Source organism: Phyllobacterium sp. YR531 (assembly GCF_000282595.1).
Taxonomy (GTDB): domain Bacteria; phylum Pseudomonadota; class Alphaproteobacteria; order Rhizobiales; family Rhizobiaceae; genus Phyllobacterium.
In genome coordinates this window covers 300,083-314,697 of record NZ_AKIZ01000014.1, presented here as the reverse complement: position 1 = coordinate 314,697, position 14,615 = coordinate 300,083, and the positions used below count along the sequence as shown (strand labels likewise).

General features: G+C 54.4%; 14 protein-coding genes. 6 read left to right on the top strand and 8 right to left on the bottom strand.

The features are described from left to right. Positions 1–48: 48 nt before the first annotated feature. Positions 49–234, bottom strand: coding sequence for a hypothetical protein (locus PMI41_RS24945; protein ID WP_008122817.1), 186 nt, complete (start codon positions 232–234; stop codon positions 49–51). A 95-nt stretch (positions 235–329) separates the two neighbouring features. On the opposite strand from PMI41_RS24945, the gene PMI41_RS06030 reads away from it, so the two are divergent. Next, positions 330–1,199 carry a LysR family transcriptional regulator gene (locus tag PMI41_RS06030; RefSeq protein ID WP_008122814.1) on the top strand — a complete coding sequence of 290 codons (870 nt, stop codon included), beginning with the start codon at positions 330–332 and terminating at the stop codon, positions 1,197–1,199. Here PMI41_RS06030 and PMI41_RS06025 read toward each other — a convergent pair whose 3' ends face one another. Continuing rightward, positions 1,200–2,645 carry a short-chain fatty acyl-CoA regulator family protein gene (locus PMI41_RS06025; protein ID WP_008122812.1) on the bottom strand — a complete coding sequence of 482 codons (1,446 nt, stop codon included), beginning with the start codon at positions 2,643–2,645 and terminating at the stop codon, positions 1,200–1,202. A gap of 242 nt (positions 2,646–2,887) precedes the next feature. Here PMI41_RS06025 and aceA point away from each other — a divergent pair, with 242 nt between their 5' ends. Both aceA and PMI41_RS06015 read left to right on the top strand, forming a co-directional pair. After that, on the top strand, positions 2,888–4,177 hold the full coding sequence (gene aceA, locus PMI41_RS06020; protein WP_008122810.1) for an isocitrate lyase: 1,290 nt from the start codon (positions 2,888–2,890) through the stop codon (positions 4,175–4,177). Between the two features lie 22 nt (positions 4,178–4,199). Further along, positions 4,200–4,433, top strand: a complete 234-nt coding sequence (locus PMI41_RS06015) for a hypothetical protein (RefSeq protein ID WP_008122808.1) — start codon at positions 4,200–4,202, stop codon at positions 4,431–4,433. Between the two features lie 235 nt (positions 4,434–4,668). Here the strand turns inward: PMI41_RS06015 and PMI41_RS06010 are convergent, their stop codons facing one another. Further along, on the bottom strand, positions 4,669–6,273 hold the full coding sequence (locus tag PMI41_RS06010) for an inorganic phosphate transporter (RefSeq protein WP_008122807.1): 1,605 nt from the start codon (positions 6,271–6,273) through the stop codon (positions 4,669–4,671). 128 nt (positions 6,274–6,401) lie between these two features. On the opposite strand from PMI41_RS06010, the gene PMI41_RS06005 reads away from it, so the two are divergent. The 3 genes from PMI41_RS06005 to PMI41_RS05995 all read left to right on the top strand — a co-directional run bounded on the left by PMI41_RS06005 (position 6,402) and on the right by PMI41_RS05995 (position 8,196). Then, on the top strand, positions 6,402–7,526 hold the full coding sequence (locus PMI41_RS06005) for a beta-ketoacyl-ACP synthase III (protein ID WP_008122805.1): 1,125 nt from the start codon (positions 6,402–6,404) through the stop codon (positions 7,524–7,526). A 71-nt stretch (positions 7,527–7,597) separates the two neighbouring features. After that, positions 7,598–7,882, top strand: a complete 285-nt coding sequence (locus PMI41_RS06000; protein ID WP_008122803.1) for a type II toxin-antitoxin system RelE/ParE family toxin — start codon at positions 7,598–7,600, stop codon at positions 7,880–7,882. Then, positions 7,882–8,196, top strand: coding sequence for a HigA family addiction module antitoxin (locus tag PMI41_RS05995; RefSeq protein WP_008122801.1), 315 nt, complete (start codon positions 7,882–7,884; stop codon positions 8,194–8,196). The genes PMI41_RS06000 and PMI41_RS05995 overlap by 1 nt, the downstream gene beginning before the upstream one ends. Positions 8,197–8,205: 9 nt before the next feature. Here the strand turns inward: PMI41_RS05995 and PMI41_RS05990 are convergent, their stop codons facing one another. The 5 genes from PMI41_RS05990 to PMI41_RS05970 all read right to left on the bottom strand — a co-directional run bounded on the left by PMI41_RS05990 (position 8,206) and on the right by PMI41_RS05970 (position 14,521). Further along, positions 8,206–9,492, bottom strand: a complete 1,287-nt coding sequence (locus PMI41_RS05990) for an FAD-binding oxidoreductase (RefSeq protein WP_008122799.1) — start codon at positions 9,490–9,492, stop codon at positions 8,206–8,208. 220 nt (positions 9,493–9,712) lie between these two features. Then, complete coding sequence (locus tag PMI41_RS05985; protein ID WP_008122797.1) at positions 9,713–11,149, bottom strand: glutamine synthetase family protein; 1,437 nt, start codon at positions 11,147–11,149, stop codon at positions 9,713–9,715. 146 nt (positions 11,150–11,295) lie between these two features. Beyond that, positions 11,296–12,138 carry an oxidoreductase gene (locus PMI41_RS05980; protein ID WP_008122794.1) on the bottom strand — a complete coding sequence of 281 codons (843 nt, stop codon included), beginning with the start codon at positions 12,136–12,138 and terminating at the stop codon, positions 11,296–11,298. 120 nt (positions 12,139–12,258) lie between these two features. After that, positions 12,259–13,008: an SDR family oxidoreductase gene (locus PMI41_RS05975; protein ID WP_008122792.1), complete on the bottom strand. Its 750-nt coding sequence runs from the start codon at positions 13,006–13,008 to the stop codon at positions 12,259–12,261. Positions 13,009–13,045: 37 nt separating this feature from the next. Next, on the bottom strand, positions 13,046–14,521 hold the full coding sequence (locus tag PMI41_RS05970) for an aldehyde dehydrogenase family protein (protein WP_008122790.1): 1,476 nt from the start codon (positions 14,519–14,521) through the stop codon (positions 13,046–13,048). Positions 14,522–14,615: the final 94 nt, after the last annotated feature.

Genomic DNA, 14,615 nt, shown 5'->3' with positions numbered 1-14,615 from the left:
GCGGAAAGTTGCTTTGACATGATGTTTTTTAGGTTCAACTTCTTGTGGTCACGAGCTTTTTGACCCGGAAACCAGTGAACGCACTAGCACAAATAAACGCTTCCAGAGGGACGAGAATCGACCGGGCGACCGCCCATATTTTTCGTAATACTCATCCTCCGGCATCCGGCGCTTCTTGCCTGACGTGATGTGCTGCTTCGTAATAGCCCACAAAAGGTAATAATAACTGCTCATATTTATCTCCAGCAAAAAATGAATTGCACGAAATTGTAAAATGGGCAGGTTATTCCTCCATATCTACGCGCTCCGATGAAACAGGTTTTTCACAAATGAAAAATGAGAATTGGGATGATCTGAAGCTGTTCCTGCATGTTGCTCGCGAAGGCGGGCTAACTGGCGCATCGGAAAAGACCGGTGCCAGTCCGGCAACAATCGGGCGGCGTCTGCTTGCGTTGGAACACCGGATGGGCCGCAACTTTTTTGTGCGCAGGCAAACCGGCTATTCCCTGACCAAGGACGGCCAAGCGCTTTTGACTCATGTACTAGCCATGAACGAAGCTGCACAATCCATTGGCGCCTGGAATGAAGGCGTCAACGAGTTGCCAACGGTCCGCATATCCGCGGGGAGTTGGATGTCGCATTTCATGGCAGTTAATCTGGCGCAGCTTTGGACCCCGGATGATCCCTTTCGCCTTTGCTTCAAGACGGCAGAAATCCGCCTCGACCTCGCGCACCGGGAGGCGGAAATCGGCATTCGCAACTCTTTTCCGGAAAGCACAAGCCTTGCTGCCCGCCCGATAGGCGATGTTGCCTATGCGCCCTATTGTGCCAGCCACTTCAACATGGTCCGTGACTGCAATTGGGTGGGTATCGGGGCAGACGACGCGGTCGCCCCCTCGGCGCGCTGGCTACTGGCGCAGACCGATCTGTGGGTAACGATCTGGGCGAACACACCGCGCATGCTGCACGATCTTTTGCGTAGTGGTGCAGGGCGCGGTGTTCTGCCCTGCTTTGTCGGCGATACCGACCCCGCGCTGGTGCGCGCCGGAGAGGATATAAAACCGCTTTATCACCGGCAATGGCTCGTCATGCATAATGATGACAGGCATCGCCCGGAAATCCGCACCCTGGTGGAGCGGCTAGCGCAGTTGATTGAAAAACAGCAACCACTGTTTCGCGGATTAAGGCCAAGAGGATAACTACTGAAAATCAAAGGCACTCAAGCCCGTGACCATTTCATCAAGGCCGAGTGGGCGTGTGACCGGCGGTTCGGCACGGGAAAGGCAGGCCGAACGTTCGCATAGGCGGCAGGCAGGGCCGACCGGCGTGACGCCAACAAATTTGCCAAGTGGTGCGGCGCTGATGCTGCGATTGCCCAAGGCTGAGCCATAGACAGTCTCGTCGGCAAAGCCGATATCGCAACCCAAAAGCAGTGCCGTACGACGCGGGCGCTCGTTGAAGGCACCCTGCGGTCCCTCGAGTGTGCGGGCGATGGTGAGAAATTCCGCGCCATCCGGCATTTCTACAGCTTCGACCAATATCTGGCCGGGCTGTGAAAAGGCAGCATATGCAGCAAGTTTGGGGCAATCGCCACCGAAGCGCGACTGCGGAAAGCCCTGTGCCCCTGCCCTGCGGAAACGGTTCCCCGCATGATCGACTTCGAGCATGAAAAAGGGAATGCCGTTGCCGGGAGCGGCAAGCGTCGTAAGCCGGTTTGCCGCCTGCTCATAAGAAACCGAAAACCGGGAACGCAACACATCCACATCGTATCGCGCGCGCGTCGCGGCTGTCTGGAACGCCTGATAGGGCATCATCAATGCATGGGCGGCGTAGCGGCCAAACTCAAAACGGGCGATGCGGCGCGCTTCATCCGACGAGAACTTCATATCCTGAATTTCGGCGGCGATAACCACCTGCATACGGATCAGTACCGCTTCCATAGCCAGTTCACGCAATTGGTCGAATGGCGAGAGGCGCTCTGACAGGAACAGGCGTTGGGAATGCCGGTCATAACGGCGGCGCCAATTGGGCATGGTCGCAACCGGTAGAATACGTACCGTGGTGCCATATTCGCTTTTGAGCCAGGCTTTCAACGCGCCGGAAAGATCATCCCCGGGCTTTATCAGATTGAGGAAACTGTCGACCTCTCCCTCAATGCGCGGAAAATAATTGGCGCGACGCTCCATGACTTCGCGCACTTCATTGAGCGGCAGCCGTGTGCCGGAAAGTGATGGCGTGTGTCCGTCTTTTGCAAGAAGCTCCGACAGGTCAGACAGACGTTCCTGCTGCTCTCGATAAGCCCGATAAAGCTTGATCATTCCCGTTGCGGCATTAGGCGCAGCATTGGATATCTCGATCAGCTCCTGATCGCCGGGCAATTCACCACTCAATAATGGATCGGAGAACACCTCTTTCAGGGCCACCATGGATGAGCCGGATTCAAGCTGCAGCGTATCGAGATCGATCTTGTAGGTAGAGGAAAGCTTCAGCAGCAGTTGCACAGTCAGCGGACGCTGGTTGCGTTCAATCAGGTTGAGATAAGACGGAGAAATGCCGAGCGCTTCGGCCATTGATGTCTGCGTCAAGCCCTGTTCATTGCGAATGCGCCTGATGCGCGGACCTGCAAAGATTTTGCCCTCAGCCATCACAACTCCCGCATTCTGTGACAAGATTTACATTAGAACGCCTTCAAAAAGATATTACAATTTTTACAGATTTACAATCGGATATTGTAAATCGCTCGACAAGATAACTCGATAAATCAGCGTTAATTGGCGATATTGCTCGCTTTCATCGCAGTGCAATGTAAATTTAGTCATACAGAAACGGCGATATACACCTCCCGATCTGACCGCCGCAAAAGCAAAACTTTATTCTGGAGACGACAATGACTGATTTTTACAATCTTGTACCGAATGCGCCTGCTGGCCGCTATGACAATATTGAACGCCCTTACACTGTCGAGGATGTAAAGCGGCTGCGCGGCTCGGTACAGATCAAGCACACGCTTGCGGAGAACGGTGCAAACCGGTTGTGGAAGCTCATTCACGAGGAAGATTTCGTCAACGCGTTGGGCGCTCTTTCGGGCAATCAGGCAATGCAGATGGTTCGCGCCGGACTGAAGGCGATTTATCTCTCTGGCTGGCAGGTTGCTGCGGATGCCAATACAGCCTCGTCCATGTATCCGGACCAGTCGCTTTATCCGGCAAATGCTGCCCCTGAACTGGCCAAGCGCATCAACAAGACATTGCAACGTGCCGACCAGATCGAAACTGCCGAAGGCAATGGACTTTCAGTTGATACATGGTTTGCGCCGATCATCGCTGATGCGGAGGCAGGTTTTGGCGGACCACTTAATGCTTTCGAGATCATGAAAGCCTTTATTGAAGCTGGTGCTGCCGGCGTTCACTACGAAGACCAGCTGGCTTCTGAAAAGAAGTGCGGACATCTTGGCGGCAAGGTTCTGATCCCAACCGCTGCACATATACGCAACCTTGACGCTGCGCGGCTTGCTGCGGACGTGATGGGAACGCCAACATTGGTTATTGCCCGCACCGATGCGGAAGCTGCAAAGCTTCTGACCTCGGATATTGACGAGCGCGACCAGCCATTCGTTGATTACGATGCAGGACGCACGACAGAAGGCTTCTATCAGGTCAAGAACGGCCTCGACTCCTGTATCGCCCGTGCCGTCGCCTATGCGCCACATGCGGACCTCATCTGGTGCGAGACATCAAAACCCGATCTGGAACAGGCACGGCGTTTTGCCGAGGGCGTGCACAAGGAACATCCGGGCAAGTTGCTGGCTTATAACTGCTCGCCTTCCTTTAACTGGAAGAAGCATCTGGACGAGGCAACCATCGCCAAGTTCCAGCGCGAATTGGGTGCGATGGGCTACAAGTTCCAGTTCATCACGCTGGCCGGTTTCCATCAGTTGAACTTTGGCATGTTTGAACTGGCACGTGGCTACAAGGAACGGCAGATGTCCGCCTATTCCGAGTTGCAAGAGGCAGAGTTCGCCGCGGAAGTTAATGGCTACACAGCCACCAAGCATCAGCGCGAAGTCGGCACCGGCTATTTCGATGCGGTCTCACTGGCAATCACCGGCGGTCAGTCATCGACCACTGCAATGAAAGAATCAACGGAAACCGCGCAATTCCGCCCGGCTGCCGAATAAAGATAACGAGAGGAGAACAATCATGGCTTCCATTTCACGCGTAAAAGAACGGGCTGAGGAACAGGCTTCCTCCATGAATGCGGACCAGCAGGCTGTCATTCGTATGGTCGCCAATGATCTGCACCGCCTCAACCAGTCTGTCATGAAAGCAGTTGATGCCGGGGTTTCCGTGGAACTGGTCCGCTCCGCCCGTCACCACGGTGGTGATGGCAACTGGGGCGATCTTCTGATCCCGGTCGTTGTTACCCGGCAGTAGTATTTGCTGTGGCCTTCTCTGGTTCGGTCTGGGACCAGCACGGCACACGGAACCGCCCGCAAGCAATTGCGGGCGGTTTTGTTTTCAGGATTTCGGATAGTGCCTCACCTCTACATCATTCTCGGGCTTGACCCGAGAACCCAAAGAACAGCGCTGGCGCGATCAAATTAGATCCTCGGGTCAAGGGCCCGAGGATGACGGAGAGGTGGTATAAGGGGAAATAACCGACGCCGTCTTAGATCAACTGCCGTAGGATAATAAACAGTGTGAACGATAGCCCGATCGACACGGGCAGCGTGAGAACCCATGCCATTAACAGATTGCGGACTGTCGACATTTGCAGCCCGGACCCGTTGGCGGTCATTGTTCCTGCCACGCCGGACGACAGAATATGCGTCGTGGAAACCGGCAAACCCAGTGTGTCCGCTGTAAAGATCGTGCCCATGGCCACCAGTTCGGCTGAGGCACCCTGCCCGTAGGTCAAATGCGTCTTGCCAATCTTTTCGCCTACCGTGACAACGATGCGCTTCCAGCCGACCATGGTGCCCAGCCCAAGCGCCAGCGCGACGGCAACCTTTACCCAAGTCGGAATGAACTTCGTCGCGTCGTCGATTGCCTTGTGATAGGTTTTGATGGCCGCCAAATCAGCTGGCTCGACGGGAAGCAGCTTGTTTTTTTCGATCAGTTTCAGCGCCTCACCAGTAAGATACATATCGTTACGGGTATTGCTGACCATGCCATCAGGTACGTTGGCAACAGAACCATAGGGCGAAACATTCGTATGTGTATCAGTGATGAGCTGGCGCAGACCGACTGTCGTTTCGTCGCTCCATGTTTTGTTACGCACCGCATCGCCAACCACTTTTCTGGAGTCGGACACGGTAATGCCGGGCTTTTCATATTTCTGCAAAGTATCGGCAGCAGCAACAGATGCGGACTTGTAGGCCTCCAGATAATTGACATCCGGTGTGCGGTTCAGAGCAAAGGCGGTCGGAACGACGCCGATCAAGATCAGCATGATCAAGCCCATGCCTTTTTGGCCATCATTCGAACCGTGGGCAAAGGAAACGCCGGTGCATGTGAAAATAAGCAATGCCCTGATCCAGAATGGTGGAGGTGTGCTGCCCTTTGGCGCTTCGTAGAGCGCCTTGTTGCGGATGAAAAGCTTCATCGCCAGCAACAGCAAGGCAGCGGCACCGAAACCGACAAGCGGCGAAACAAGCAGGGACATGCCAACTTCCGTCGCCTTGGACCAGTCGACACCACTTGTCGCGGTCCCGGCAGGCGCCAGAAACTGATTGGCAAGGCCAACCCCGACGATCGAACCGATGAGCGTGTGCGAACTTGAAGATGGCAGGCCGAGATACCACGTGCCAAGATTCCAAAGGATTGCCGCTGTCAGCAGCGAAAACACCATTGCAAGACCGGCGCTGGAACCGACCTGCATGATAAGTTCCACTGGAAGAAGCGATATGATGCCAAAGGCAACCGCGCCGCTTGCGGTAAGAACGCCGAGGAAGTTGAAAAAGCCTGACCATATGACAGCGATCTCAGCAGGCAAGGAATTGGTATAGATGACGGTCGCTACAGCATTGGCCGTGTCATGGAAGCCGTTCACAAACTCAAAACCGAGAGCCGTGACCAGTGCCAGACCCAACAGTATCCACGGCACTGCAACCGAGCTGGTCAAATCCTGTGTGAGTGACCAAGCCACATAGAACAGACCGCCAATCAGAATTGCCACCACGGCATAATTCGGCAGATTGCCCAACTTGCCGGGTTTACCCAGCGGATGATCGGCACCAATCGGGCCTGTATCTTTTGTACTGGTGATCGTCATAGCAAAATCCCCTCATCAAAGAAGGAAAAGCTAGGACTGCTGCGTGAACCTCTGATGACAGTATGGGTTCCATTTGATTCTTCTTTGCTCTATCGCTTGGTGAAGAAAAATAAACTCTGGAAACGTTCATGCATAAGGTAGTCATCAGCGGCACTGGCGTGTTTACGCCTGATCAGTCCATCAGCAATGCCGAACTGGTGGCAGCTTTCAATACCTACGCGACAAAGCAAAATGAGTTGCACGCGGAAGAAATTGCCGCGGGCACGCGTGAGGCGATGACCATGTCCAATGAGGATTTCATTGTTCGCGCCTCGGGTATTGAAAACCGCTATGTCCTCAACAAATCCAGTATTCTCGATCCGGAAATCATGCACCCGGTTTTACCGGAGCGCGGCGACGAAGACATCTCTGTCATGGCACAAATGGCGGTGCACGCGGCAACATTGGCGTTGAAAAAAGCTGGCCGCGATGCATCGGAGATTGATGCGGTTATCTGCGCGGCGTCAAATCATGAGCGCGCTTATCCTGCCATCGCTATCGAAGTACAGCAGGCACTTGGTATTGAGGGCTTCGGCTTCGACATGAACGTTGCCTGTTCATCTGCTACGTTCGGCATTCAGGCGGCGGCAGACATGATCCGTTCAGGGTCGGCACGCGCCATCCTTATGGTCAATCCGGAAATCTGCTCGGCACATCTCGAATGGCGTGATCGCGACTGCCATTTCATCTTTGGCGATGTTTGCACGGCGGTACTGCTCGAACGCGACGACCTCGCGACGGCGGAAGACCGGTTCGAGATCGTCTCGACGCGATGCCTGACCCAGTTTTCCAATAATATTCGCAACAATAATGGCTTCTTGCGACGGACACGCGAAGGCCACATGACGGACCGCCGCGACATGCTTTTCAAGCAGGAAGGCCGCAAGGTGTTCAAGCAGGTCGTGCCGATTGTTTCCGACCTGATCCTGACGCATCTTGCAGATGAGAATATCGCACCGGCACATTTATCGCGGCTATGGTTGCATCAGGCAAACAAAGGCATGAATGATCTGATTGGCGTCAAAGTGCTTGGCCGCGAGCCTGAGCCCGGCGAGCAGCCCAACATCCTGCAGGATTATGCCAATACCTCCTCGGCGGGTTCGATCATCGCATTCTCGAAATATTCCGATGATCTTGCCCCCGGCAGCCTCGGCGTCATCTGCTCGTTTGGGGCAGGATATTCAGTCGGCAGCGTGATTGTGCGTAAGGTTTAAGTCTATAATTGTTCATTTAAGAATTATTGACCGCTTGTATTTCGTACGGCATGACCGTACATAGGTGATATATGAAAATTCGTAGTGTCCGGCACAAAGGACTTAAGCGTTTTGTTGAAGATGATGATGCTAAAGGGATAAGGCCCGATTTAACAAACAGGATCAGAAATATTCTCGCCGCACTGATTGTTGCGGACGGCATCGATAATCTACGCGGCCCGCCCGGTTGGCGAATTCATTTGCTGACTGGTGATCGAGCCAATATTTGGAGCATCTCGGCGTCCGGAAACTGGCGGATCACCTTCGAGATTATCGGCGGCGAAATCTCTGATCTGGATTTGGAGGATTATCACTGATGAGTGACACAATTGAAAAGATCGGGATGAAGCCGCCCCATGTCGGAGGTTTTATACGCGACGAAATTTTGAATGAACTCGGGTTGTCGATTACCAAGGCCGCAACAGCGTTAAATGTGCGCCGCGCTACCCTGTCCGATCTCGTGAACGAGAAAACGTCCCTCACCCCTGAAATGGCTCTGCGGATAGAAAAAGCATTTGGCGTGAACATGGATATATTGCTGAAAATTCAAGCTTGGTATGACACGGTGACCATGCGTCAGCATGCCGACCAGATCAACGTGCAACGATATAGTCCGGTCAACGAACACTGATCCTGTTGCTTAAATCCGGTCCATCAGCGCATACCAGCTCAGCGCGAGAAACAGCATGGGCGCGCGGAATGTGCGCCCACCCGGGAATGATGGAACTTTCAGATCTTCCAGCAGCTTTAACCGGTCCCGATTACCCGCTACAGTCTCCGCATAGAGCTTGCCGACGAAGTTCGACAGCATCACGCCATGCCCGGAATAGCCTCCGGCAGAAATGACATTTGGCATGACTTCGCGCACGAATGGCTGGCGCGGCATGGTGATACCGACAGAACCACCCCAGGCCTGCGTCATTTCCACATTTGCGAGTGCCGGATAAATCTCTGCAATCTGGCGGCGGATATGGGTGCTGATGTCCAGCGGATTATCAGCCGTATAGGCTTCTCGCCCTCCGAACAGGAGGCGGCCATCCTGCGAGCGGCGGAAATAACGCACCACAAAGCGGGAGTCATCGACACTCTCACCACCGGGCAGGACCGGACTGTCGTCACCCAAAGGCACAGTTGCGCCAATGAAGGAGCGTATCGGCATGACATGCGATGCGCTGACAGGCTCCAGATTTCCACCATAGGCGTTGACCGCGATCAGCGCCTTTGCCGCTGTTATGGTGCCGGTGGCAGTGGTGGCCGTAACCTTGCCGTTCTCTGATTTGATGCCGGTAACTTTGGTGTTTTCATAAAGATGCGCACCGGCCTTTGCCGCGGCACGCGCAGTGCCGACAACAAGTTTCATCGGTTGAATATGCCCCGTGCCCTTGTCGTAGAGCCCGCCAAGATACCGGGTTGAACCAAGCCGCTCGGCAGTTTCATCCGCTTCCATGTAGTGAATGTGGGGGTAATTGAACCGAGTCGTCATCAGTTCCGCATGCTCGCGATAGCTTTTCAGATAACGCTTCTTGTGCACAACGGACATCTGCCCGGGCACATATTCAATATCGATCTTGTGCGTTTCCGCAAATTCCAGCAGGTGGCTTTTCGCCTCCTCGGCAAGATCAAACAGTGCTTTGGCCCGCTCGAAACCATATTGCGCTTCAAGCTCTTCCGCCCACGACCGTTGCCCTGTGCCAAGCTGGCCGCCATTGCGCCCCGATGCACCATCGCCAAACCTGAAAGCTTCGAGCAAGACAACATCGACACCAGCTGATGCCAGATGCACAGCGGCCGATAGACCCGTGAATCCGCCGCCAACGATAACGACATCAGCGCTGCGCGAGCCATCCAAAGCAGGATATTGCGTGCGATCGGCAATCGTGGATTCGTACCATGATATGCCGGGCGAGATGGGAGACTGATATGCCATTTTGAATACAATCCGTTTGGAAAAACTTGGCTCCGCTTATCTCTCCCCTTGCGGGAGAGATAGGATTTTCCTGGGTTTAGACCCTTTGCTAAATCCTTGGAAAATCCAAGTGAGGGGGTAGTTCAGCAGGCAATCCCCTCTCTTGTGATTTCTAGCACTTAGCAAATGCTAAGATGCTGAAATCACTTTCTCCCCCACAAGGGGGGAGAAAGGCGTTAACTCAAACGTTCAGCAGCAGATATTCGCGCTCCCAAGGGCTGATAACCTCCATGAAGGTTTCAAACTCGGCGCGCTTGATCGCGGCATAGGTGATGGCGAAGGACTCGCCCAGCATGGCAATCAAGTCCCTGTCCTGCTCAAACAGCAAAGTGGCCTCAATCAATCCTCGCGGCAGTTCAATCAGATTATCGTTGACAGTGGTCGAAGCCGGCGCATCAGGTTCGACCTTGTTGTTCATGCCCAGCAAGCCGCACGCAAGTGAAGCCGCAAGTGCCAGATATGGATTGGCGTCGGAGGAAGGAATGCGGTTTTCGACACGCCGTGCTGCCGGGTCCGAACGCGGCACACGGAATGCCGTGGTGCGGTTGTCGTAACCCCATTTGACATTGACCGGAGCCGAGGCCGCAGGCGTCAGGCGGCGATAGGAATTCACATAGGGGGCGAACATGACCAGCGAAGCCGGAACATGTTTCTGCATACCGCCGATAAAGTGCCGGAATGCTTCGCTTTCCGTACCATCGGGGTTGGAAAACACATTCCGCCCCGTCTTTTTATCGACAATGGACTGATGAATATGCATCGCCGATCCGGGCTGACCCTGGATGGGCTTTGCCATGAAGGTTGCATACATATCGTGCTTGAGTGCAGCTTCCCTGATTGTGCGCTTGAACAGGAACACCTGATCTGCAAGCTCAACGGGATCACCGTGACGCAGGTTGATCTCCAGCTGCGCTGCGCCTTCTTCGTGGATCAGCGTATCGATCTCAAGACCCTGGCTTTCAGAGAAGTGATAGATATCATCGATAAGCTCGTCGAATTCGTTGACGCCGGCAATGGAATAACCCTGCCCGCCGCCAATGGCGCGGCCCGACCTGCCAACCGGAGGTGTCAGCGGATAGTCCGGATCAGGATTCTTCTTGACGAGGTAGAATTCGATTTCGGGCGCGACGACCGGCTTGAGGCCCTTTTTGCTATAGGCGGCTACGACACGCTTCAATACATTGCGCGGTGTAAACTCTACAGCTTGCCCGTCCTTATTGACGAGATCGCATATGACCTGCGCGGTGCGGTCGCTTTCCCAAGGCACTTCCGACAAGGTCGAAAGATCGGGCATAAGCTTCAGGTCGCCATCGTCTTCCGGATAAGAAAAGCCATGACCATCTTCCGGATAGGAACCGGAAATCGTTGCCATGAACACAGCGGAAGGCAAGGCAAGCGATGTGTTGGAAGTAAATTTTTTCGACGGCATCATCTTGCCGCGCGCCACGCCTGCCTGGTCCGGGGTAATGCATTCTATGTCTTCGATGTCCCGCCAGGCCAGCCATTCAGCAGCTTCACGCCAGTTTTTCACTCCCCGGGTGGCCTTGACGTAAGCGGGCGTACGCCGCCGTGTCGCTGTGGTCCGCGCGGGTTTTTTTTCAGGAGTTTCGGAGGGCATCAATCACCAGTTTTTATTGCGGTGACAAGATGATAGCGCATAAAACAAGCCGATGGGAGGCTGGACGGAGAAAATTATTTCAACTTATCGATGCGGCGATTTTCGGTGTGCGGATAAGGAGTTCCGGTACCCGCACACCATTTTTGTTATTGCTTGGGAGAATCTGCGCCTGCGCTTACTTCTGCCCATGCATCAAAATCACGCTGCATTTCCCTGATTTTCTCGCGGCCGCCATCAAGTGCAATCTTGCCAAGCAAAAGACGCAGCGGCGGGTCTTTTGCCTCCACGGCTTTGACGATGGCCTGCACAGCCTTCACCGGATCGCCCGGCTGATTGCCGCTCGCGGCACGGATCTGGCGCATACGCTCGCCTGCTGAAGCACGATAGTCTTCAATCGTTTCCGGAGCTTCATTGGCAGAACGACCTGCCCAATCCGTACGGAACCCGCTTGGCTCAACGATCAGTACCTTGATGCCGAGATGAGCGACTTCCTTGGAAAGGGACTCAGAAAGCCCTTCCACAGCAAACTTTGTACCATTGTAGAAGCCCACCGCCGGGAAGCCTCGCAACCCGCCAATTGACGAGATGTTGACGACCGTACCGGAACGCTGCCTGCGCAAGATCGGCAGGACAGCGCGGGTCATATCCATAAGACCCCAGATATTGATATCGAACATCTTGCGGGCTTCGCTGAGATCACTCTCCTCAAGAGAGCCGAAATAGCCAATGCCGGCATTATTGACCAACACGTCTATCCGCCCGAAGCGCTCTTCCGCCGCCTTGACCGCAGCAGCTACTTCATCGAGCTTGGTGACGTCGAGTTTGAGGACAAGCGCATTGTCTTCATGGCCTTTGACGATATCGTCAAGTTGAGCTGGATTGCGAGCCGTAACCACAGTGGGATAGCCAAGCGCAAGAGTGTGTTGGGCAAGTTCGCGGCCAAAGCCGGTTGAGCAGCCAGTGATGAACCAGACAGGTTTGGATGTCATGATGATTTCCTTGAAAAAGCATAACGCCAGAGCGGCAGCTAGACCGGGCAGCGCTTATCAGAAGGGGAATACAAGGAAAATGTAGGCCCCCTAGCCGATCTTTCAAGGCTAAAGGCGCTTTTAAATGCAGCGTCCGCCATCGACCTCCAGCGCGACGCCGGTGATGAACTGAGCCTCGTCAGAGGCCAGATAGAGCGCGGCATTGGCAACATCCAGCGGTACTGAAAGACGGCCGAGAGGAATTGTGGCCTTGAATTGTGCACGGCGCTCCGGCGTATCCTCGCCCAGAAACAGTCCAAGCATGGGTGTTTCACCTGCCGCAGGGCAAAGGCAATTGACGCGGATATTCTTTGGGCCAAGCTCGACTGCCATGGACTTGGTAACGCTGATCGCCCAACCCTTTGAAGCATTGTACCAGGTCAGACCCGGGCGCGGGCGTAAACCGGCGGTTGATGCGGTTGTGATAATTGAGCCGCTGCCCTGCCGCTCCATGATCGGAACAACGGCGAGCGCTGTATAGTAAATCGCCTTCATATTGATGGCGGCAATCAGATCATATGTATCTTCGTCCACGCCCAGCATTGAGCCGTTACGATGGGAGTAACCCGCATTATTAACCATGATGTCGATGCGGCCAAACTTATCCATCGTAGCTTGAACCATCGCGTCAATCTCTTCCTTGCGCGTCACATCCGTATGAACGGCAAGGGCAGTTTTACCAATGGACCCGGCTACGGCTTCCGCCCCCACGAGATTGAGATCGGCAACGACAACATTTGCACCTTCTTCTGCAAAGCGGCGCGCCATTGCCTCGCCGAAACCTGATGCTGCACCAGTAATGATCGCTGTTTTGCCTGCCAAACGGGCCATACTCCATCCTCCATCTATTCTGATTTATCTGTGAGCTTTAATCGTGGCGGAAAACGATCGTCTTGGTTGCAGACATATCATAAAGCGCCTCAAAGCCCTTTTCGCGGCCATGACCTGAACGCTTGAAGCCGCCAAAAGGCAGTTCCACACCTCCGCCAGCGCCATAAGCGTTGACATAGACCTGTCCCGCCCGCACACGCTTTGCAACACGATGCTGTCTTGCTCCGTCTTTGGTCCAGACACCCGCTACCAGACCATACTCAGTGCCATTTGCCATCCGGATTGCGTCCGCTTCATCCTCGAATGCAAAGAGCGAAAGCACGGGGCCGAAGACCTCTTCCTGTGCCAAAGTCGCAGACGGATCGACGGCGCCAAAAAGAACCGGTGCAACATAAAAACCCGTAAGGGGCGCATCGATATGGATCGAGCCCCGCGCGATGACCTCAATGCCGGCTTCGGCAGCCGCTGTTACATAGTTTTCCACCCGGCGCTTTTGCGCTGCATTGATCATGGGTCCAAGATCAAGATCGGCATCATGCGGCCCTGCAACAAGCTCGCGGAACCGCGATCCCAAGGCATCGGCAACCTTATCATAAATCGGACGTTCAATCAGAATGCGGCTGCCTGCAGAACAGGTTTGGCCGCCGTTCTGTATGATTGCATTGACGAGAACCGGAAATGCCTTTTCGATATCCGCATCGGCAAAAACAATTTGCGGGGATTTTCCACCCAACTCCATTGTCACACCGCGATTATGCGCCGCGGCTGCCTGCTGAATCGCCGTGCCGGTGGCTGGTGAGCCGGTGAACGTCACATAATCCACGCCGGGATGCGCTGATAATGCAGCTCCAGCCTCGCTGCCATAACCGGTGATGATGTTGAGCACACCATCGGGGAATCCCGCTTCGATGGCCAGTTCGCCAATGCGAATTGTTGATAATGATGCATCTTCGGCGGGCTTGATGACCAGAGTATTGCCCATGGCAAGAGCAGCACCGACCACGCGCGCCATGATTTGCATGGGATAATTCCACGGCGTGATGCCAGCCACAACACCATGGGGCTCCCGCAATGTCAGGGCCGTATAACCATCCAGAAACGGGATTGTATCGCCATGAATCTTATCGGCAGCGCCACCATAGAATTCATAATAGCGGATCGTGGCCGCAACATCGGCCTTACCCTGTCTTATCGGCTTACCCGTATCGCGTGCTTCGAGTGCCGCCAGTTCATCGCCATGTTTTTCTATGAGCAGCCCAAGGCGTGTCAGGAGGCGCCCGCGTTCAAAGGCAGGCATGCGGGACCATGGCCCTTCTTCAAAAGCCTGACGGGCCGCATCGACAGCACGATCAACATCAATAGCATCGTAGGAAGGTACGGTGGCAAATTCCAACCCGTCGGACGGGCAGACGACAGGGATCGTTTTTCCATTCGTTGCTGCAACGCGCCTGCCATTGATGATGCCGAGGAAATTCTTATCCTGTGCGACAATTCGCGAGAGATTCTGTAACATGGCTGTTTCCCGTTCGTTGTAGTCGTACCGGAACTTCAGCGGATTGGAAATGCAATTTGACGCAGTTTGCGCTTAAGGACTGGTCATTTTAAAT

Coding starts and splice junctions, on each gene's coding strand:
- PMI41_RS24945 (WP_008122817.1), bottom strand. CDS start 234: ATGAGCAGTTATTATTACCTTTTGTGGGCTATTACGAAGCAGCACATC.
- PMI41_RS06030 (WP_008122814.1), top strand. CDS start 330: ATGAAAAATGAGAATTGGGATGATCTGAAGCTGTTCCTGCATGTTGCT.
- PMI41_RS06025 (WP_008122812.1), bottom strand. CDS start 2,645: ATGGCTGAGGGCAAAATCTTTGCAGGTCCGCGCATCAGGCGCATTCGC.
- aceA (WP_008122810.1), top strand. CDS start 2,888: ATGACTGATTTTTACAATCTTGTACCGAATGCGCCTGCTGGCCGCTAT.
- PMI41_RS06015 (WP_008122808.1), top strand. CDS start 4,200: ATGGCTTCCATTTCACGCGTAAAAGAACGGGCTGAGGAACAGGCTTCC.
- PMI41_RS06010 (WP_008122807.1), bottom strand. CDS start 6,273: ATGACGATCACCAGTACAAAAGATACAGGCCCGATTGGTGCCGATCAT.
- PMI41_RS06005 (WP_008122805.1), top strand. CDS start 6,402: ATGCATAAGGTAGTCATCAGCGGCACTGGCGTGTTTACGCCTGATCAG.
- PMI41_RS06000 (WP_008122803.1), top strand. CDS start 7,598: ATGAAAATTCGTAGTGTCCGGCACAAAGGACTTAAGCGTTTTGTTGAA.
- PMI41_RS05995 (WP_008122801.1), top strand. CDS start 7,882: ATGAGTGACACAATTGAAAAGATCGGGATGAAGCCGCCCCATGTCGGA.
- PMI41_RS05990 (WP_008122799.1), bottom strand. CDS start 9,492: ATGGCATATCAGTCTCCCATCTCGCCCGGCATATCATGGTACGAATCC.
- PMI41_RS05985 (WP_008122797.1), bottom strand. CDS start 11,149: ATGCCCTCCGAAACTCCTGAAAAAAAACCCGCGCGGACCACAGCGACA.
- PMI41_RS05980 (WP_008122794.1), bottom strand. CDS start 12,138: ATGACATCCAAACCTGTCTGGTTCATCACTGGCTGCTCAACCGGCTTT.
- PMI41_RS05975 (WP_008122792.1), bottom strand. CDS start 13,008: ATGGCCCGTTTGGCAGGCAAAACAGCGATCATTACTGGTGCAGCATCA.
- PMI41_RS05970 (WP_008122790.1), bottom strand. CDS start 14,521: ATGTTACAGAATCTCTCGCGAATTGTCGCACAGGATAAGAATTTCCTC.